General features: G+C 63.9%; 22 protein-coding genes and 1 tRNA gene. 7 read left to right on the top strand and 16 right to left on the bottom strand.

The features are described 5' to 3' along the window. Positions 1 to 10 precede the first annotated feature (10 nt). Genes IZ6_RS00815 through tenA form a run of 5 tightly spaced genes read left to right on the top strand, consistent with a single transcriptional unit; the run spans position 11 to position 3,776 of the window. Positions 11 to 883 carry a F0F1 ATP synthase subunit gamma gene (locus tag IZ6_RS00815; RefSeq protein ID WP_222876138.1) on the top strand — a complete coding sequence of 291 codons (873 nt, stop codon included), beginning with the start codon at positions 11 to 13 and terminating at the stop codon, positions 881 to 883. A 26-nt stretch (positions 884 to 909) separates the two neighbouring features. After that, positions 910 to 2,376: a F0F1 ATP synthase subunit beta gene (gene atpD, locus IZ6_RS00810; RefSeq protein ID WP_222876137.1), complete on the top strand. Its 1,467-nt coding sequence runs from the start codon at positions 910 to 912 to the stop codon at positions 2,374 to 2,376. A 17-nt stretch (positions 2,377 to 2,393) separates the two neighbouring features. Then, positions 2,394 to 2,636, top strand: a complete 243-nt coding sequence (locus IZ6_RS00805) for a hypothetical protein (RefSeq protein ID WP_222876136.1) — start codon at positions 2,394 to 2,396, stop codon at positions 2,634 to 2,636. Positions 2,637 to 2,648: 12 nt separating this feature from the next. Then, a complete protein-coding gene (locus IZ6_RS00800) occupies positions 2,649 to 3,059 on the top strand; it encodes a F0F1 ATP synthase subunit epsilon (RefSeq protein WP_222876135.1) in 411 nt (136 codons plus the stop codon). Positions 3,060 to 3,113: 54 nt separating this feature from the next. Next, positions 3,114 to 3,776: a thiaminase II gene (tenA, locus tag IZ6_RS00795; RefSeq protein WP_222876134.1), complete on the top strand. Its 663-nt coding sequence runs from the start codon at positions 3,114 to 3,116 to the stop codon at positions 3,774 to 3,776. A 1-nt stretch (position 3,777) separates the two neighbouring features. On the opposite strand, the gene IZ6_RS00790 is transcribed toward tenA, so the two are convergent. The 14 genes from IZ6_RS00790 to rplU form a co-directional block, all read right to left on the bottom strand. Continuing rightward, complete coding sequence (locus IZ6_RS00790) at positions 3,778 to 4,284, bottom strand: RNA pyrophosphohydrolase (RefSeq protein WP_222876133.1); 507 nt, start codon at positions 4,282 to 4,284, stop codon at positions 3,778 to 3,780. Continuing rightward, positions 4,281 to 4,775 carry an RNA pyrophosphohydrolase gene (locus IZ6_RS00785; protein WP_222876132.1) on the bottom strand — a complete coding sequence of 165 codons (495 nt, stop codon included), beginning with the start codon at positions 4,773 to 4,775 and terminating at the stop codon, positions 4,281 to 4,283. The genes IZ6_RS00790 and IZ6_RS00785 overlap by 4 nt, the downstream gene beginning before the upstream one ends. Positions 4,776 to 4,785: 10 nt before the next feature. Beyond that, on the bottom strand, positions 4,786 to 5,958 hold the full coding sequence (locus IZ6_RS00780) for a divergent polysaccharide deacetylase family protein (protein WP_222876131.1): 1,173 nt from the start codon (positions 5,956 to 5,958) through the stop codon (positions 4,786 to 4,788). Positions 5,959 to 6,038: 80 nt separating this feature from the next. Next, positions 6,039 to 7,502 (bottom strand): S41 family peptidase, encoded by a 1,464-nt coding sequence (locus IZ6_RS00775; protein WP_222876130.1) that lies wholly within the window; start codon positions 7,500 to 7,502, stop codon positions 6,039 to 6,041. Continuing rightward, the gene (locus IZ6_RS00770) at positions 7,502 to 8,824 is read right to left on the bottom strand and encodes a murein hydrolase activator EnvC family protein (RefSeq protein WP_222876129.1); all 1,323 of its coding nucleotides are present in this window, start codon (positions 8,822 to 8,824) and stop codon (positions 7,502 to 7,504) included. Before IZ6_RS00770 ends, IZ6_RS00775 begins: the two co-directional genes overlap by 1 nt. Positions 8,825 to 8,846: 22 nt before the next feature. Continuing rightward, entirely contained in the window at positions 8,847 to 9,329 is a 483-nt protein-coding gene (rlmH, locus tag IZ6_RS00765) for a 23S rRNA (pseudouridine(1915)-N(3))-methyltransferase RlmH (RefSeq protein ID WP_222876128.1), read from the bottom strand. Positions 9,330 to 9,347: 18 nt separating this feature from the next. Continuing rightward, positions 9,348 to 9,755, bottom strand: a complete 408-nt coding sequence (gene rsfS / locus IZ6_RS00760; RefSeq protein WP_222876127.1) for a ribosome silencing factor — start codon at positions 9,753 to 9,755, stop codon at positions 9,348 to 9,350. A 103-nt stretch (positions 9,756 to 9,858) separates the two neighbouring features. Further along, the gene (locus tag IZ6_RS00755) at positions 9,859 to 10,428 is read right to left on the bottom strand and encodes a nicotinate-nucleotide adenylyltransferase (protein ID WP_222877496.1); all 570 of its coding nucleotides are present in this window, start codon (positions 10,426 to 10,428) and stop codon (positions 9,859 to 9,861) included. A 26-nt stretch (positions 10,429 to 10,454) separates the two neighbouring features. After that, on the bottom strand, positions 10,455 to 11,744 hold the full coding sequence (locus IZ6_RS00750) for a glutamate-5-semialdehyde dehydrogenase (RefSeq protein ID WP_222876126.1): 1,290 nt from the start codon (positions 11,742 to 11,744) through the stop codon (positions 10,455 to 10,457). 80 nt (positions 11,745 to 11,824) lie between these two features. After that, positions 11,825 to 12,946, bottom strand: a complete 1,122-nt coding sequence (gene proB / locus IZ6_RS00745; protein ID WP_222876125.1) for a glutamate 5-kinase — start codon at positions 12,944 to 12,946, stop codon at positions 11,825 to 11,827. A gap of 54 nt (positions 12,947 to 13,000) precedes the next feature. Further along, entirely contained in the window at positions 13,001 to 14,044 is a 1,044-nt protein-coding gene (gene obgE / locus IZ6_RS00740) for a GTPase ObgE (protein ID WP_222876124.1), read from the bottom strand. Further along, positions 14,041 to 14,688, bottom strand: coding sequence for a GNAT family N-acetyltransferase (locus IZ6_RS00735; RefSeq protein WP_222876123.1), 648 nt, complete (start codon positions 14,686 to 14,688; stop codon positions 14,041 to 14,043). Before IZ6_RS00735 ends, obgE begins: the two co-directional genes overlap by 4 nt. Before the next feature lie 120 nt (positions 14,689 to 14,808). Further along, on the bottom strand, positions 14,809 to 15,078 hold the full coding sequence (gene rpmA / locus IZ6_RS00730; protein ID WP_222876122.1) for a 50S ribosomal protein L27: 270 nt from the start codon (positions 15,076 to 15,078) through the stop codon (positions 14,809 to 14,811). A gap of 5 nt (positions 15,079 to 15,083) precedes the next feature. After that, positions 15,084 to 15,527, bottom strand: a complete 444-nt coding sequence (rplU, locus tag IZ6_RS00725) for a 50S ribosomal protein L21 (RefSeq protein WP_225873956.1) — start codon at positions 15,525 to 15,527, stop codon at positions 15,084 to 15,086. A 206-nt stretch (positions 15,528 to 15,733) separates the two neighbouring features. On the opposite strand from rplU, the gene IZ6_RS00720 reads away from it, so the two are divergent. Both IZ6_RS00720 and IZ6_RS00715 read left to right on the top strand, forming a co-directional pair. Continuing rightward, positions 15,734 to 16,576: a hypothetical protein gene (locus tag IZ6_RS00720; protein ID WP_222876121.1), complete on the top strand. Its 843-nt coding sequence runs from the start codon at positions 15,734 to 15,736 to the stop codon at positions 16,574 to 16,576. Between the two features lie 81 nt (positions 16,577 to 16,657). Further along, positions 16,658 to 16,747 (top strand) — tRNA-Ser (locus tag IZ6_RS00715). A 178-nt stretch (positions 16,748 to 16,925) separates the two neighbouring features. On the opposite strand, the gene IZ6_RS00710 is transcribed toward IZ6_RS00715, so the two are convergent. Both IZ6_RS00710 and motA read right to left on the bottom strand, forming a co-directional pair. After that, on the bottom strand, positions 16,926 to 17,789 hold the full coding sequence (locus IZ6_RS00710; protein WP_222876120.1) for a flagellar motor protein MotB: 864 nt from the start codon (positions 17,787 to 17,789) through the stop codon (positions 16,926 to 16,928). 22 nt (positions 17,790 to 17,811) lie between these two features. Further along, positions 17,812 to 18,675, bottom strand: a complete 864-nt coding sequence (motA, locus tag IZ6_RS00705) for a flagellar motor stator protein MotA (RefSeq protein ID WP_222876119.1) — start codon at positions 18,673 to 18,675, stop codon at positions 17,812 to 17,814. Positions 18,676 to 18,695 lie beyond the last annotated feature (20 nt).

Below are 18,695 nucleotides of genomic sequence, written 5' to 3'. Positions count from 1 at the left end.
AAACGAGCGAATGGCTTCGCTTAAGGACCTCCGCAACCGCATCGCCTCGGTGAAGGCGACGCAGAAGATCACCAAGGCGATGCAGATGGTCGCCGCGGCGAAGCTGCGTCGCGCGCAGACGGCGGCCGAAGCGGCGCGTCCCTATGCCGAGCGCATGGACCGCGTGCTGGCCAATCTTGCCGCCGGCATGAAGGACTCACCGGAAGCGCCGTTGCTGCTCCGCGGCACGGGCGCCGACAAGAAGCACCTTCTTCTGGTCGCGACCGCCGAGCGCGGTCTTGCCGGTGCGTTCAACTCCTCGATCTCGCGTCTTGCCCGCCAGCATGCCGAGCGTCTGCTCGCCGAAGGCAAGGACGTCACGATCCTGCCGGTTGGCCGCAAGGGCGCGGATATTCTCCGCCGTACGTTCGCGAGCCGCCTGAACCCGACCGTCGATCTGCGCGAAGTGAAGCAGGTCGGCTTTGTGAACGCGCAGAGCATCGCCCAGGCGGTCATCGACCGTTTCGAGGCCGGCGAGTTCGACGTCGTCACTTTGTTCTTCTCGCGCTTCAAATCGGTGATCGCGCAGATCCCGACGGCGCAGCAGATCATTCCGGCCCAATTGCCGGAAGGCACCGCGGCTCCGGCCGTGCCGTACGAATTCGAGCCGGACGAGGCGGAAATTCTCGCCGAGCTTCTGCCGAAGAACGTCGCGATCCAGATTTTCCGCGCTCTGCTTGAGAACGCCGCGTCCGAACAGGGCGCGCGCATGAGCGCGATGGACAATGCGACCCGCAATGCGGGCGACATGATCAAGAAGCTGACGATGAACTATAACCGCTCGCGTCAGGCGCAGATCACCAAAGAACTCATTGAAATCATCTCGGGCGCCGAAGCGCTCTGACCGGATAGACGAAGAGGACAGGTATCATGGCGAAAGCAGCATCGGCCAAGAAGGCCGCAGGCGCGAAGGGCCGCATCTCCCAGGTCATCGGCGCCGTCGTCGACGTGCAGTTCGACGATCACCTGCCGGAAATTCTCAACGCGATCGAAACGACGAACCAGGGCAACCGCCTCGTCCTCGAAGTCGCCCAGCATCTCGGCGAGAACACCGTCCGCTGCATTTCCATGGACACGTCGGAAGGTCTGACGCGCGGTCAGGAAGTCATCGACACCGGCGCGCCGATCTCGGTGCCGGTCGGTGAAGCCACGCTCGGCCGCATCATGAACGTCATCGGCGAGCCGGTCGACGAAGCCGGCCCCATTGAGGCGGTCGGCGGCGTGCGCGCCATCCATCAGCCCGCGCCGTCCTATGCGGAACAGGCGACGGAAGCCGAAATTCTCGTCACGGGTATCAAGGTCGTCGACCTGCTGGCGCCTTACGCCAAGGGCGGCAAGATCGGCCTGTTCGGCGGCGCCGGCGTCGGCAAGACCGTTCTGATCATGGAGCTCATCAACAACGTCGCGAAAGCCCATGGCGGCTATTCGGTGTTCGCCGGCGTCGGCGAGCGCACCCGCGAAGGCAACGACCTCTATCACGAGATGATCGAGTCGAACGTCAACAAGGACCCGAAGGAAAACGGCGGTTCGACCGCCGGCTCCAAATGCGCCCTTGTGTACGGCCAGATGAACGAGCCCCCGGGCGCCCGCGCCCGCGTCGCTCTGACCGGCCTCACGGTCGCCGAGAACTTCCGCGACCAGGGCCAGGACGTGCTGTTCTTCGTCGACAACATCTTCCGCTTCACGCAGGCGGGTTCGGAAGTGTCGGCGCTTCTCGGCCGTATTCCTTCGGCCGTCGGCTATCAGCCGACGCTCGCGACCGACATGGGCGCGCTGCAGGAACGCATCACCACGACGAACAAGGGTTCGATCACTTCGGTGCAGGCCATTTACGTGCCGGCCGACGACTTGACCGACCCGGCGCCGGCCGCCTCCTTCGCCCATCTTGACGCGACGACCGTTCTGTCGCGCTCGATCGCCGAAAAGGGCATCTACCCGGCGGTCGACCCGCTCGACTCGACCTCGCGCATGCTCTCGCCCGCCATCGTCGGCGAAGAGCACTACAACACGGCCCGTCAGGTCCAGCAGACGCTGCAGCGCTACAAGGCCCTGCAGGACATCATCGCCATTCTGGGCATGGACGAGCTTTCGGAAGACGACAAGATCGCGGTCGCCCGCGCCCGCAAGATCGAGCGCTTCCTGAGCCAGCCCTTCCACGTCGCCGAAATCTTCACCGGCTCGCCGGGCAAGCTCGTTGCGCTGGAAGACACGATCAAGAGCTTCAAGGGCCTCGTCGAAGGCAAGTACGACCATCTGCCGGAAGCGGCGTTCTACATGGTCGGCTCCATCGAGGAAGCCATCGAGAAGGCTCAGAAACTCGCCGCCGAAGCGGCCTGATCGAAAGGTTCTGACCGGTGAACACCAAGGCGCTTCTTCTTGTGATCGGCCTCATCGCCGGCGCCCTGGTCGGCTATGTGACCCGGCCGCAATCGGCTGAGATCAAGCTCCCCGGTCTGAACATCCAGATCACCGGCGAAGGCCGGGCGGAGGGCGGCGGTGAGCTGACCTCCGACCAGTGGCAGCATATCGGCATCTTCGCCGCGATCGGCGCACTCATCGGCCTTGGCGCCGGTGTCGTCGTCGGACGCCGCGCGTAAGGAATCAAGGTCATGGCTTCTTTCGCCTTCGAACTCGTCTCCCCCGAAAAGCTGCTCGTCTCCGAGCAGGCCGAAGCCGTGACGGCTGCCGGCGTCGAGGGCGAATTCACGGTGCTGGCGCAGCACGCGCCCTTCATCACCGTGCTGAAGCCGGGCTTCGTCCGCATCAAGGCGGCGGGCGGCGGCGAGCAGGTCTTCTATGTCCGCGGCGGCTTTGCCGAAGTGAACCCGGACGGCCTGACGATCCTCGCCGATTTCGCCGTCCCGGCGGCCGAACTCGACGGCGCGGTCTATGCCAAGGAAATCGAAATTGCGGAGGCCGCTCTCGGCCACGCCCATTCCGACGAAGCCAAGCGCCGGGCGCAGGAGCGCCTCGACTGGCTGAAGGATCTGCGCGCGCAAGCGACCGCCGCAGCTCACTGATCTTCAAAGCCCGGCCAGCCGGGCTTTTTCATATCCGCACCCGGAGGCGTCTGAATGTCCTTCAGCACCGATGCCTGGACCGCCAACAAGGCGCTCTACGACACCATCCGCGCCATGCCCTTCAACGTGGCGCTGAAAGAGGGCTCGCTGTCCGAGGACCGCTTCAAGCACTACATCATTCAGGACGCGCATTACCTGATCGCTTTCGGCCGCGCGCTGGCGGTTGCCGCCGCCAAGGCCGACGATCCGGACGGCATCGTGCAGTTTTCGGAAGGCGCCAAGGTCGCGATCATCGTCGAGCGGGCACTGCACGCCGATTACTTCCAGCGCTTCAAGGTGACGCCTGCGGATTTCGAGAGCACGCCGCTCTCGCCCGTCTGCCATCACTATTCGAATTTCCTGATCGCGACCGCCTGGGCCGAGCCCTATCCGGTGGTGCTGGCGGCGCTGCTGCCCTGTTTCTGGATCTATGCCGAAGTCGGCCGCGCCATCCATGCGGAAGCCGCTTCCCCGAACAATTACCAGGCCTGGATCGACACTTATGCCGGCCAGGAATTCCACGATGCCGTCGCCGCCGTGATCGCAACGACTGACCGCGTCGCGGCAAAGGCCTCGCCTGAAACGCTGAAGGCGATGCACCACGCCTTTACGCGCGCCACGCAGCTCGAATGGATGTTCTGGGACTCGGCCTGGAATCTGGGTGATTGGCCGGTGTGAGTCAGACCGGCGCAGCAAACCCCGCAAACGCTTCCGCGACTTTCTCATAGACCGGGCGGCGGAACGGCACGACGAGGCGCGGCAGGACGCTGAGCGGGAAGAAGCCCCAGGCGTCGAATTCCGGATCTTCCACACAGCCTTCGACATCCATCTGGATCTCATCGAGCCCGCCTTCCATCCGGAAGGCGACCCATTTCTGCCGCTGGCCGCGGAAGGGCGCGAGCTTGTGCGTCTGCGGGCCTGAGTAAGGCGGGAAATCGTAGAACCACCATTCGTCGGTCTTTGCGAGAAACGACACCGATTTCACGCCCGTCTCTTCCCAGAGTTCGCGGCGCGCGGCTTCCACCACGTCCTCGCCCTCGTCGATGCCGCCCTGCGGCATCTGCCAGGCGGTGGCGGGATCGATGGTTTCCGGACCGGACGACGCGAAACGGTGGCCGGCAAGAACAAGGCCCTCGCGGTTGAACAGCACGACGCCGACATTGGGACGATAGGGTTTGTCGCTCACGCCTTCACCAGCGGCAGAAGCTCGGCGACGACTTCTTCATAAGCGGCGCGCTTGAACGGCACGATCAGGCCGGGGAGTTTTTCGATCTTCTCCCAGCGCCAGTCTTCGAATTCCGGCCGGTGCTTGCCGCCGCCCGGCTTCTTCACATCGATCTCTTTGTCCTTGCCGGTGAAGCGCAGCGCGAACCATTTCTGCTTCTGGCCGCAATACTTCCCCTTCCAGGCGACGCCGACGAGTTCGGGCGGAAGATCGTAGGTGACCCAGCCTTTCGTGGAGCCGATCAGCTCGACCGAGCTTGCGTTCGTCTCTTCATAGAGTTCGCGCAGCGCCGCCTCATAAGGATCTTCGCCCTCGTCGATGCCGCCCTGCGGCATCTGCCAGACATTTTCGGTGGGCTCATTGCCGCCGGGCGCGCGCTTGCCGACAAAGGCAAGTCCGTCCCGGTTGACGAGCATCACGCCCACGCAGGGGCGGTAGGGCAGTTTCGGCATGGAAGTGAATTTAGGAAGGATTGAAACGCTTTACCACCGCGCTGACCGGCACGAGGGCAATGCCCTTGGAGGTGAGCTGGCCGGCCCAGGCCTCGAGGCGGGCAATGGTGATGGGCAGAGGGCTGGCAAATCCGATCACAGCGCCTTCCCTCTTCGCCTTTTCCTCGAGCCGCACGAGAGCCGCATCAATATCGTCGGCATTCGGTGTCGCATCGATGACAAGCTCGGCGCGGGCGGTAATCGTGCCGGTCTCGGGACCGACCTTCGAGACGAGGCTTCGCGGCGAAGAGGCATTGTCGACGAAGACGAGGCCGCGGCGGCCGATCTCGGTGAGAACCGGCGCAAGCGCCTCCTCGGACGCGGTGAACTTCGCGCCCATATAGGAGGTGACACCGAAATAGCCGCCGGTGCGGCTCATCACCCAGAGCAGACGATCGATATTGGCGGCGGCGGGCAGCGAGGTCAGCAGCGTCTGCGGGCCGGGATCGTTGTTCGGATAATCGAACGGCTCCATCGGCACCTGGAGCATGATCTCATGCCCCTCCTCACGCGCCCGGGCGACCCATTGTTCGAGATTGTCGCTATAGGGCGGGAAGCCGAGCGTGATCGTGCGCGGCAGTTTCTCGAACACCTCGTTCGTCGCCTCGCGGCCGACGCCGAGCCCGCCCATCAGAATGGCGATCTTCGGCCTTTTGTCTTCTGCTTCGGCGACGGAGGTTTTCGAGAAGATGTCGGAGGGCTTGCGGCCGTCGGCACCGATCTTCGGCACCATGCCGTATTTCGACGCTTCGGAGACCACCGTATCGCCCTGGCCCATCACGGAGGGGCCTGACGGCGCGCCGTTCTGCGGCACCTTGATGATGAGCGGGCCGGATTTGCTCGCCGTCTCGGCAGAGGGCTGACCCGATTGATCCTTGGCCGATTGCGGCGGCGCGCCCTGAGCCTGATTCTGCTGTGAGGGAGCTGCGGTCTGTTTGGACTGGCCCGCCTGCGGCTTGGTGCGATCGATGGCGACGACGGCCACAGGTTCGCCGCCGAGCGGATTGTCGATCAGCATGACCCAGGCGATGCCGATGCCGAAAATCGTAGCGACAATGCCGGCGACGACCGGCGCAACATTCGGCAAACGGCGCTTCTTCCGTTCGTTCATGCCGAGAGGTGTGTCCAGGTCGTCCGCCGCCACTCGCGCGAACCTCAAGAATCAGAAGCGGCGGATGTTATCCGCCGCCTGTGATTCTCGGTAGTGGCTGAGCCTATCGGCGCTTAGTTCGCCTGGCTCTTCTTGGCCGGAGTGCCGGAGGCCTTGGCGACCTGCGAGCACTCGGACGACAGCTCGCCGGGCTTCGGCGGGAACTTGCCGTCGGTCTTGGCGCCGCGGATCAGCTCGTAAGCGAGCTGCAGCTGCACGTCGTCCTTCGGATCCGGCGGCACATAGGCGGAGGAACCGCCCTCTTCCTTCTTGCCGTCGGCGTCGGTCTTCTTCTCTTCGCTCTTGATCTCTTCCTGAGAGACGGGAGCCGCCGGACGCGCATCCTTAGCGTCCTCGTTCGTGCCGCGCAGGTGGCCGCGCAGACCCGCTTCGCCCTGCATCCGGTCCTTGCCCTTCAGCTCGTCCGGAATCTTCGGCTCGATCAGGATGTCGGGCTCGATGCCCGTCGCCTGGATGGAGCGGCCGCACGGCGTGTAGTAACGCGCCGTCGTCAGCGACAGAGCGCCGTTCACGCCGTTCGGGCCGAGCGGCAGGATGGTCTGGACCGAGCCCTTGCCGAAGGAACGCGTACCGACAATCGTCGCGCGCTTGTGGTCCTGCAGAGCGCCAGCGACGATTTCAGAGGCCGAGGCCGAACCGCCGTTGACGAGCACGATCAGCGGCTTGCCGTCGATCACATCGCCCGGACGGGCCGAATAGCGGTCGATGTTTTCCGGCTTGCGGCCGCGGGTCGACACGACCTCGCCGCGATTCAGGAACGCATCGACGACGCGGATCGACTGGTCGAGCAGGCCGCCCGGATTGTTGCGCAGATCAAGGACATAGCCCTTGAGCTTATCCTTCGGAATCTTCTTGTTGATGGTGTCGATCGCCTTGAGCAGCTCGTCTTCGGTCTGCTCGGTGAACTGGGCGATACGGACATAGCCGAGATCGCCTTCGTCACGGTTCTTGACGACGCGGATGCGGATGATGTCGCGCACGAGCTTGATCTCGAGCGGCTCCGAATCCTTGCGCAGGATCTTGAGCAGGATCGGTGTGTTGACCGCGCCGCGCATCTTCTCGACCGCCTGCGGCAGGGTCAGGCCTTCGACCGCTTCGCCGTCGATATGAGTGATGATGTCGTTGGCCTGGATGCCGGCTTTGGAGGCCGGCGTGTCGTCGATCGGCGACATGACCTTGACCAGGTTGTTCTCCATCGTGACCTCGATGCCGAGGCCGCCGAACTCGCCGCGGATATCCACCTGGCGGTCGCGATAGCGCTTGTCGTCCATATAGCTCGAATGCGGGTCGAGCCCGTTGAGCATGCCCTGGATGGCATTTTCGACGAGCTGCTTGTCGTCGGGCTTTTCGACATAGTCGGCGCGGACGCGCTCGAACACATCGCCGAAGAGATTGAGATTCTTGTAGGTCTCCGCATTGGCCGCCCAGGCCTTGGAGATAATGTCCGGATCGCGGGCAAGACTCATGGCGGTCGCGCCGAGAAGGGCGCCTGCAAGAACAAGTGTCGTCTTACGCATTATCCACGAACCTTTTCCGAATTGAGGGCCCACCAAGGCCCGGGATCGATCGACTGACCATCTTTGCGGAACTCGACATAGAGCACCGGCTGTCTTGCGGCGCCCCCGACCACTGAGACAATTTGGCCGGATGCGGCGCCCATCTCGGCAACCGGTTCACCCGTCAACACAAACTGCCCTAGCGATACGCTGATCTTTTCCATACCGGCGAGCAACACATGGTATCCGCCGCCGGCGTTCAGGATCAAGAGTTGTCCATAGGAGCGGAACGGCCCAGCATACACCACCCAGCCGTCACAAGGCGCGGTGACTTGAGCCTGAGATCGCGTCGAAATTGTGAGCCCTTTCTGGGATGAGCCCAGATCGTCGGTCTCGCCAAAGCTCCTGAGACGAGTTCCCGAAACAGGCAATGGCAAGAGGCCCTTGGCCGAACCGAAGGCAACCGCCGGGGCCATCCGCCCGGGGTCCGAGAGGGCGGCGAGGTCCTGGCGGGGGCCTCCGGTGGGCGGCGGAGGCGGCTCGGGCGCCGCGGCAGCCGCCTCGGCGGCCTTCCTGGCGGCATCGACATCCTTCTCCATACGGGCAATCAAATCTTCGAGAGATTGCACCTGGCGTCCGAGTTCGGCCGCCTTGCGGGTTTCGCCCGCCAAGGTCTGCTCCCGCTCCTTGAGCTTGGTCTGCCGGACCTCGACCAGAAGGCCGAGGCGCTGCTGCGCCGCCAGGAGGTCGGCTTTGTCGGCGGCGAGGAGATTGCGATGGCGGACCGCTTCACGGCGGATGCGCCCCAGTTCTTCGAGATCGGCGGCGAGCTCTTCCGCCTGTTCACGGATCTCCGGCAGCACTGCACCGAGGACGATCGCCGAGCGAATCGAGGCGAGCGCGTCTTCGGGCTGGACGAGGAGCGTCGGCGGCGGATTGCGGCCCATACGCTGCAGAGCGGCGAGAAGCTCGGCGACGACGGCGCGCCGGCTTTCGAACTTCTTGCGGATATCGTTCTCGGTGTCGGCGAGATCGGCGAGCTTGGCCTCGCTCGCGCTCATCTTCGCCTCGGTGTCGCGGGCGCGCGCCGCGGTCGCGACGAGTTCGGCCGACAGGCGCGAGCGCTCTTCGGCAAGCTGCTGGATTTCGGCGCGCAGCTTCTGCTGCATTTCCTTGGTGCGGCCGAGATCTTCGGCGCTCTTGCCGAGATTTTCGCGGCGGATATTCAGCTCCTCGGGAACAGCTTCCGGCGCTGTTTCCTGCGCCGCGGCGAAAAACGCCACGGCAAACAGCCCCGCGCCGATGGCGCCGGCAATAAGCTGTCGTGTCGTCCGTGGCCGCATGATGCGAATCGCTATCCCCGCCCTAACCTTCGCGGTGATAGGGATGTCCCGCAAGAATCGTCGCCGCCCTATAGATCTGTTCGGCGAGCAGCGCACGGACCAATTGGTGGGGCAAGGTCATGCGCCCGAAGCTCATCGTCAATACGGCGCGCTCGCGCAGAGCGGGATCGAGGCCGTCGGGGCCGCCTATGACGAATTGCGCCGTCTGCGTGCCGTCATCGCGCCAGCGGGCGAGCTGTTGTGAGAATTCCGTGCTGGTGAGGGTTTTTCCGGTCTCGTCGAGCGCGATGAGCACGCCGGGAACGAGAAGTTCGGTCAGCCCTGCCGCCTCTTCGCGCTTTCGGTCCTCGGCGCGCTTGGCTTTACTTTCGGAGATTTCGTGAATGTCGAAGGGCGCTAGCGCCAGAGCGCGACCGATCTGGACAGTGCGGTCCGCATAGCGGGCAACGAGGTCACCCTCGGGCCCGTGCTTCAGTTTACCTACGGCGGCAATAAGGAGTTTCATTGCCGCACTATAGACGCGTCAGACCGCCATCCGCTCCACCGGACGATCCGCCGACCACATCTTTTCCAGATTGTAGAAGGAGCGGACTTCCGGACGGAAGATGTGAAGGATGACATCGCCGGCATCGATCAGAACCCAATCGGCGGTGTTCAGCCCTTCGACGCGAAGACCCTTATGCCCCTGTTCTTTGAGGCCCCGGACGACGCGGTCGGCGATCGCGGCGACATGGCGGTTGGCCCGCCCTTCGGTCACGATCATCACGTCGGCTATGGAGGATTTTCCCGTCAGGTCGATCACGGTGGTCTTCTCGGCTTTCGCATCGTCGAGGAGGCCTTGGATCAGCGAATTCAGGTCCGCGGCGGCCGGGACGGCGGCCGGGGCACCTTTCGGGAGCGTGTTCTTGCCCGCCCCCTGAGACAAAGACATCTGCAGTGTTTTCGCCCTCACTCACGCTGTGGGACGCACCCATATGCGGCCACACGAATCAATATAGGGATTCGGTAAAGGTTCGTTCAAGTGAAGTTCTACCTCACTTGCGTGACGTTTTTGCGCGGATGGCCGTCGAGGACAGGCTAGAGCGCGGGCCGTGCAGGAAAGTCCAGGCCGGAGGGACAAGATCGGCCAGAAGGCCGGCATCGCTCTCATCGATCCGGTGCTTGGAGAGGGCCAGAGCCGCCTTCCCCCTTAGGGCACGGTGGGTGAAGCCCGGCCGGTCGATCACCGCGAAAGGCACCCGCGCGGCCAGCGTCCGCCAGTCCCGCCAGCGGCCGAACTGGGCGAGATTGTCCGCCCCCATCAGCCACACAAACCGCACATCCGGGCAAAGCCGCTGCAGCGCGCCCACCGTATCGACGGTAAAATGCGTGCCGAGTTCGGCCTCAAGTCCGGTCGCCGAAATGCGGGTGTCGTCGATGAGCTTGCCCGACAGCTCGAGGCGCTCCCCGAGCGGTTTCAGATCGGCGCGCGGCTTTAAGGGATTTCCCGGCGTGACCAGCCACCAGACCCGGTCGAGCCCGAGACGGCGCAAAGCGGTTTTCGAGACCATGAGATGCGCCGCGTGCGGCGGGTTGAACGACCCGCCGTAAAGACCGATGCGCATGCCGGGCGCATGCGGCGGCAGAGCGATCACGGCCGTGTCTGCCCCTCGCCGCGGACGCGATATTTGAAGCTTGTCAGCTGCTCAAGCCCGACCGGCCCGCGCGCGTGCATACGCCCCGTGGCAATGCCGATCTCGGCGCCGAAGCCGAATTCGCCGCCATCGGCAAACTGCGTCGAGGCGTTGTGGAGCACGATCGCGCTGTCGACCTCGCGCAGAAAACGTTCGGCGGCAGTTTTATCGGAGGTGATGATCGCGTCGGTGTGATGCGAGCCGTAACGCTCGATATGAGCGATCGCGGCATCAAGGCCGTCGACGACGCCGGCGGCGATGATGGCGTCGAGAAACTCCGTCGCATAATCCTGCTCGGAGACTTCCGTGACGCGCGGATCGGCTTTCCGGGCAGCCGCATCGCCGCGCACGGCGCAACCGGCATCGAGCAGCATGGTCACAAGCGGTTTCAGATGCGTTTCCGCCAGAGCCCTGTCGACGAGCAAAGTCTCGGCTGCGCCGCAGACGCCGGTGCGGCGCAGCTTGGCGTTCAGCAAGATCTTCTTCGCAAGATCGAGATCGCAGGGCGCGTGCACATAGATATGGTTGTTGCCGTCAAGATGGGCAAAAACCGGAACGCGCGCTTCTGTCTGTACACGCGCAACAAGACCCTTGCCGCCGCGCGGCACGATGACATCGAGATTTCCGTCAAGACCGGACAGCATTTCGCCGACCGCATCGCGATCCTTGGTCGGCACGATCTGCACTGCGCCTTCGGGAAGGCCCGCGGATTTGATGCCCTCGACGAGAGCTTCATGAATCGCAGCGGAGGATTTCAGACTGTCCGAGCCGCCGCGCAGGATGACGGCATTGCCGGATTTCAGCGTCAACGCCGCAGCATCGGCCGTAACATTGGGGCGGCTCTCATAGATCACGCCGATGACGCCGAGCGGCGTTGCAACGCGCTCGAACTTCAGGCCGTTGGGTTGCTGCCATTCGGCAAGTACGCGCCCGACCGGATCGGGCAAAGCGGCGACGGCCTCTATACCGGCAGCCATGCCTTCGATGCGCGCCGCGTTCAGAATGAGGCGATCGATCAGCGCCGCGCTCGCGCCGGCCTTCTGCGCCGCGGCAACATCTTCCTCGTTGGCGGCAAGGATCTTTGCCGCGCGGGTGCGGATCGACGCAGCCATGGCAAGAAGCGCTTTGTCCTTGGTGGCCGCATCGGCCAGCGCCAGCACGCGCGCCGCCGCCCGCGCCGAGTTGCCCAGACGGGACATCAGCGCGGCTATCGGATTGCCGGAAGGCTTGGCGACGGGACGGTTCATCGGGACTTTATATAGCGAAGCGGGAGCGGGTTCGCACGCAGGATAGGAAAAGAAGGCAAACGGGACGTCATTGCCGCCCCCTACGCGCCGACAACGAGATCGTCGCGATGGATCATGGCGCTGCGGAACGGCGCGCCGAGGATTTCCTCGATGGCCGCCGAATTCTTTCCGGCGATCTTGATCGCATCCACCGCGTCATAAGCCACAAGACCGCGGCCGATTTCATTGCCGGCAGGATCGCGCACGACAACCGCATCGCCGTTCGAGAAATTGCCCTCGACGCGCGTCACGCCGGCGGGAAGAAGGCTCTTGCCGGAACGCAGCGCCTTCACCGCACCTTCGTCGAGATAGAGCGAGCCGCGGGCGACAAGCGTGCCCGCGATCCAGCGCTTGCGCGCTGCGGACGGACTTCCGGTCGCGAGGAACCAGGTGCAGGTGCCGCCCTGCTCGATCTGGCGAAGCGGGTGCAGAACCTTGCCCGACGCGATGACCATATGCGCGCCGCCATTGGTCGCGATCTTCGCCGCGTCGATCTTGGTCTTCATGCCGCCGCGCGAGAACTCCGAACCCGCGGCGCCCGCCATGGCTTCGATCTCGGCGGTGACGCGCTCGACGACAGGAATGTGTTTCGCATCGGGATCGCGCTGCGGCGGCGCGGTGTACAGACCGTCGATATCGGACAGGAGAACGAGAAGATCGGCCGAGGCCATGGTGGCAACGCGCGCCGCAAGGCGGTCATTGTCGCCGTAGCGGATTTCGGTCGTCGCCACGGTGTCGTTTTCGTTGATGACGGGAACGGCCTTGAAATCGAGAAGGCGCTGCAGCGTTGCGCGCGCATTCAGATAGCGCTCGCGTTCTTCCGTATCTCCCAAGGTCAGAAGGATCTGGCCTGCCGTCAGCCCGTGCCCGCCGAGCACTTCCGACCAGGCGCGGGCAAGCGCGATCTGGCCGACGGCCGCGGCCGCCTGGCTTTCCTCGAGGCGCAGCGCCCGGCCCGGCAGGCCGAGCACGGTGCGCCCGAGCGCAATCGAGCCGGAGGAGACGACAAGGACGTCCGCGCCGCGCTTGGTGAGAGCGGCCATGTCTTCGGCGAGGCTTTCCAGCCAGGCGCGTTTCAGCGCGCCCTGTTCGGCGTCGACGAGAAGGGCCGAGCCGATTTTGACGACGACGCGGCGGAACTGGATGAGTTGGGGCACGGACACGGGGCGAACCGCTTAAGAGAATTGGAGTGGCGCTATCACAAAGTCAGTGAAGCGTCACGGTCGCCATGCGGTGTCGGTTACCGGAGCCTGGGCTTCGGCCTCCACGGCGCGGTCCTTATCGATGACCTGCAAGAGGAGACTGAGGGCCTCCTGAACGCCGGCGCCCGAATGGGCCGAGAGCAGAAGCGGCGTCTGCTTGCAGGCGCGCTTCAGGCTGGCGAGCTGCTTTTTCTTGGTCTCGTCGTCGAGCGCATCGGCTTTGGTCAAAGCGACGATCTCGGGCTTGTCTTCCAGCCCGCCGCCATAGGCGATGAGCTCGGCGCGGACGGTCTTGTAGGCGGCGCCGGCATTTTCCGAGGTGCCGTCGATGAGATGCAGAAGAACGCGGCAGCGCTCGACATGGCCGAGAAAGCGGTCGCCGAGGCCGATGCCTTCATGGGCGCCTTCGATCAGGCCGGGAATGTCGGCGAGGACAAATTCACGATTATGGACGCGCACCACGCCAAGGCCTGGATGAAGCGTCGTGAAGGGATAGTCGGCGATCTTGGGCTTTGCTGCCGTCACCGCCGCAAGGAAGGTCGATTTGCCGGCATTGGGCAGGCCGACAAGCCCGGCATCGGCAATGAGCTTGAGGCGCAGGATGATCCAGCGCTCTTCGCCCGGCAGGCCCGGATTGGCATGGCGCGGGGCGCGGTTGGTCGAGGTCTTGAAGCGTGTATTGCCGAAACCGCCATTGCCGCCTTTGGCAAGGAGCACGCGTTGGCCGATTTCCGTGAGGTCGGCCAGGAGCGTTTCGCCGTCCTCATCGAAAATCTGGGTGCCGGCCGGGACTTTGAGTACGACATCGTCGCCGCCGGCCCCGGTGCGGTCCTGGCCCATTCCATGACCGCCGGTCTTGGCCTTGTAGTGCTGCTGATAGCGGTAATCGATCAGCGTGTTGAGGCCGTCGACGCATTCGGCAAACACATCGCCGCCGCGCCCGCCATCGCCGCCATTGGGTCCGCCGAACTCAATGAATTTCTCGCGGCGAAAGCTCACCGACCCCGCACCGCCGGTGCCGGACTGGATGAAGACTTTCGCCTGGTCGAGAAATTTCATTGCGTCACCGTTTCGGCATTCCGCTTAGCGGAAAGCGCGTTTACAGGCCATCGTTCCCTCCGGCCATGACCCCAGGCAATCAGGCTTTCCCAGATCCGCCGGTCGAGGCGGAACCGGTCGACCGGAACCGAACCCTTCAGGCCGATCGAGGAGGAGAGGCCGCAGCCCGACCACTGAAAGCCGCACTTCTCGATCACCCGGCGCGAGGCCGTGTTCGTCACTCGGCAGGAGACGTTGATCTTGTCCGCCTCCGTCGTTTCGAACACGTGATCGACCATGGCGCGCGCAAGCTCCGTCGCAAAACCTTTGCCGCGATAGGCGGCGCCGACCCAGTAACCGACCTGCGGCACACCCTCGACGAGGGTGACGCCGACCATGCCGATCGCCGTACAGACACCGTCCACCTCCGCGAAAGCGAGCAGCGCCTCGTGCTCATCGCCTTCTTTGGACGAGGCGATGAAGGCTTCCGCATGCGCCAGCGTGTACGGATAGGGAATACGCGCCGTGTTTTCGGCGATTTCCCTATCGTTGGCGAGACAGGCGATGCCCGTTGCATCTTCCGCTCGCGGACGGCGCAGCACCAGCCTGCCCGTCCTGAGGATACAGTCCTCGTTCTGAGTAAATTCCAGTTCTTCGCAGATCATTGCAGTGCTCCAGATGCGACGAAGGGGAGGCGGTGGTGTCCGTCTCCCCTTCGAATTCCGGAGCTTTTTCGGCTCCACCGGGTCAACTGACACCGGCGGATCCGTCGCTCGATCCGCCGTTTATTCTGCGGCTTTCATTGCCGGTGCGACCGTCACGTACGTGCGGCCGTCTTTTTTGGACACGAACTCGACTTTGCCGTTTACGAGAGCAAAGAGAGTGTGATCGGTGCCCATGCCGACATTCGCGCCGGGATGCCACGTCGTACCGCGCTGACGCACGATGATGTTGCCGGCAATAACGGCCTGGCCGCCCGACTTCTTGACGCCGAGGCGACGGCCGGCCGAGTCGCGCCCGTTGCGCGAAGAACCGCCTGCTTTTTTATGTGCCATCGGTCTTACTCCTCAGTCTTGGCGGGCTTGGCCGCCTTCTTCGCCGCCGGCTTCTTGGCCGGGGCGGAGCTGTCTGCATCTGCTTTGGCCGGGGCAGCCTTCTTGGCGGCCTTCGGCTTGTCGCTCGGCTGCTGGCCCTTGGCCAGAACGTCCGTGATCAGCAGAACGGTCTGCTCATCGCGGTAGCCGCGCTTGCGCTTCGAATTCTGGCGCCGGCGCTTCTTGAACGCGATGACCTTGTCGCCGCGCGAATGCTCGACGATCTCAGCGATCACGCGGGCGCCGTCGACAAACGGCGCGCCGAAGGACGGCGTATCGCCGCCGAGAGCGAGAATATCGCCGAACTCGACGGTGGAGCCGACATCGCCCGCAAGGCGGCCGACGGTCAGCTTCTGATTGGCGGAAACATTGTACTGTTTCCCACCGGTCTTGATGACTGCGAACATCATAGTCTCCGTGTTCGATCCCGCCTCATGGACGGGCTTCTTGGCAGCCTGGATGGGTGAAACGAATGGCGCGGGAAATACATCCCGCGCCCTCGGGAGGTTGAATACTCTCTGAAGGGGGACTTCGTCAACCGAAGGTAACGGAAACCTTGACCTTCGCTCGCCTCGCGGAAAAGCTGCGCCCCTGAAAGGGTTCGCGGGGACGGGGCATGGAAGGGCTGATCGGCATCCTATCAGAAATTCCCGGGCCTGTTCTGGCGGGGCTTTTCGGCCTTCTGGGAATCGGCATGGGGGCCTTGATCGGCCTGCTTCTCAGGAACGAATTCCTTCGGGTCGTCGCCCTTCTCATCTGCACAACGGCTGCCACTCTCGGCGGCGGCTTTTTCATCAAGCCGGCCGAGAGCAGCACCGATGCCGACCGGGTCCTCGACGAGCTCAAGACCACCTCAAAGCTCTATGCCCTCCTGGCCGAGATCCATCCGGAGATCGAAACCGCGATGAAGGACAAGGTTAACGAAGTCTTGTCCAGCGGCCTTTCCCCCGAGGGGGTCTTCCAGCAAGCGGGCGCCGGAAGCGCCGAAATCCTCTCCGGCTACTTCCTTTATTATGTCGAAGAGGCGGGCGATGAGCCGACCTACCGGCTGCTGCAGCGCAATGCCGAGACGATCCGCCTTCTCGAGACGAGCCCGGATGCCTGTGTCGGCTATTATCTCGGTGTGCCGAGGTTTACCCAGGAAGAGGTCGAAGGCCTCCTGAGGGAGCCCATCCGCGCCGAGACCGAGATCAAGGCCGAAATGGTCGAGAGCGCGCTGAACAGCCCCTCAAAGGCGAACATCCTCGAGGTCAACGATCTCATCGATGTCCTGACCACCGCCTATTCGCGCAGCGGCTACGACCCGGACAATCTCGGCAAGATCGGCGATGTCGAAAGCCTGCCGCCGGAAGAGGGCTGCAAAGTCGGCATCGAGTTCAATGCGGCGGTTGCCGGGCTCGACCAGGCGACGGCGGTGTCGGTCTACAAATCGCTGACCAAACTGGCGCTGGAACCGTAAAGGCTGCTCGCGCGAGCTTTGGCTTGCCCAGCGCGGGCGGCCCGTATACATCACCCGCTCCCAACCAAACCCTCGTCTCGCGGAGAGGTGCCAGAGTGGTCGATTGGGACGGTCTCGAAAACCGTTGTGCCTGCAAGGGTACCGTGGGTTCGAATCCCACCCTCTCCGCCATTTGCCTGGACACTTTTCGCCATTCGCCTGTATCGAGGCGTGTGGCGCGCCTCACGCCCCACCTCGTCCGTTCAGGCAACGCCTACCTCTTCCAGATACGAATTCCGCGGACCCTTGATCCGGACGGTCGACTCCCACCGCTCAGGATCGGACTTGGCGTTCTGCCGGCGCCTTGTCGTCAGGGAGAGACGCTCGGGGGCAGCGGCGGGGCCGCATTGAGCAGCGTGATCGTCACCCGTCGGTTCGGCGCGAGGTAGGGATTGTCGGGGTAGAGCGGCTCGGTGTCGGCGCGTCCAGTCACGGAGGCGAAGTGGTCCTTGGGGAGCCCGGCAACAAGCAGGATTTCGCGCACGGCGAGCGAGCGCCCGGCGCTTAGGCTCCAGGGATCGCCATCCGCCACCGAGCCCGGGGGCGCAGTGGCCGTGTGGCCGGTGACAGACAGTCGGTTGGGCAACAGGCGCAGGGCGGGCACGAGCGCCTCCAGCGCGCGACGGGTGCGCTCGTAGGGGCGTGTCGAGCCCTCGGGGAACATCGAGCGGCCGTCCTCGTCCACGAGGGAAACAGTCACCCCCTCCTCGGTCTGCTCGATCACGACGTTGTTCGACAGCTCGGCAATGTCGGGCATCTTCTGGAGCGCCTGCCGGATGCTGGCCATGGCGTTGTTGGCCTGCGCGTCGGCGGCCGGGCGGCCGAGGTCGCGGTCGCTGGTGCGGCCCGAACTGGTCGGGCGCGTTCCGTCGTCCTGCTCGGCCGGACCCCTCACCGCGTTGGGAAGCGCCATTGCCGACGACTTGTTGCCTGACTGGTCTAGAGCAGTGCCCATCAGGACGCCGCCAGCGCCACTGGTGCTTCCCGGCGCGAAGTATTCCGCCAAGCCTCTCTTCTGCTCCTGCGTCGTCATGTTGATCAGCCACATCAGCAGGAAGAACGCCATCATGGCGGTCACGAAGTCCGCATAGGCGATCTTCCAGGCCCCGCCATGGTGCGCATGAGCGGCCTTCTTGATCTTCTTGATGATGATCGGCTGGAATGGGTTGGTCATCGGGGTCCTGCTGGAGATTGCGTTAGATGTTGGCGGGCAGCGCGGCGGTTGCCTCTTCCACTTCGCTGAAGGTCGGGCGGACGTCGCTCATCAGGGCCTTGCGGGCAAATTCCACCGCCATCACCGCCGGCTGGCCGCTGATGTGGGCGAGGAGCCCCACCTTGAGTGAAAGGTAGTATTTGGATTCCGCCTCGAAGATGGCCTTGAGTGATTGCGCCATGGGCCCGAAGAAGCCGTAGGCGACGAAGACGCCGAAGAACGTACCTACGAGCGCGCCGCCGATCAGATGTCCCAGCACCTCTGGCGGCTCTGTGATCGCCCCCATCGTCTTGATCACGCCGAGCACGGCGGCGACGATGCCGAGCGCCGGTGTTCCGTCGGCGATAGACTGCATGGACGCAACGATACGCTCCTGCTCCTGGTGATGCGTCTCCATTTCCTCGTCCATGAGAGCGTCGATCTCGTGGACGTTGTTGGCGCCCATCGTCACCATGCGCATGTAGTCGCAGACGAACTCGACCGCATGATGGTTCGCTGCAAAAGTCGGGAAGGCGTTGAACAGCGTCGAAGAACCCGGATTTTCGATGTGCGGCTCGATCGCGATCAGGCCCTTCTGATTCGCAAGCTTGTACAAGGAATACTGCATCCCCAGCAGTTCGACATAGCATTCCTGCTTGTACTTGGTGCCCTTCATAAGCGTGCCGAGCATGCCGGGCACGGCCTTGAGCACCGGCGCGGGGTTGCCGATGATGAAGGCGCCGATCGCTGCACCGAGGATGATAACAAACTCGAACGGCTGCCAAAGGACAACGAGGTGACCGCCCATCGCCGCGTAGCCGCCAAACACGCAGACAAAGACGATGATTGTACCGACGATCAGACGCATGGATATGCCACTCTTAAGCT

Origin of the sequence: Terrihabitans soli (assembly GCF_014191545.1) — a bacterium.
GTDB classification, from domain to species: Bacteria; Pseudomonadota; Alphaproteobacteria; order Rhizobiales; family Methylopilaceae; genus Flaviflagellibacter; species Flaviflagellibacter soli.
This window is presented reverse-complemented; position numbering and strand designations above follow the sequence as displayed.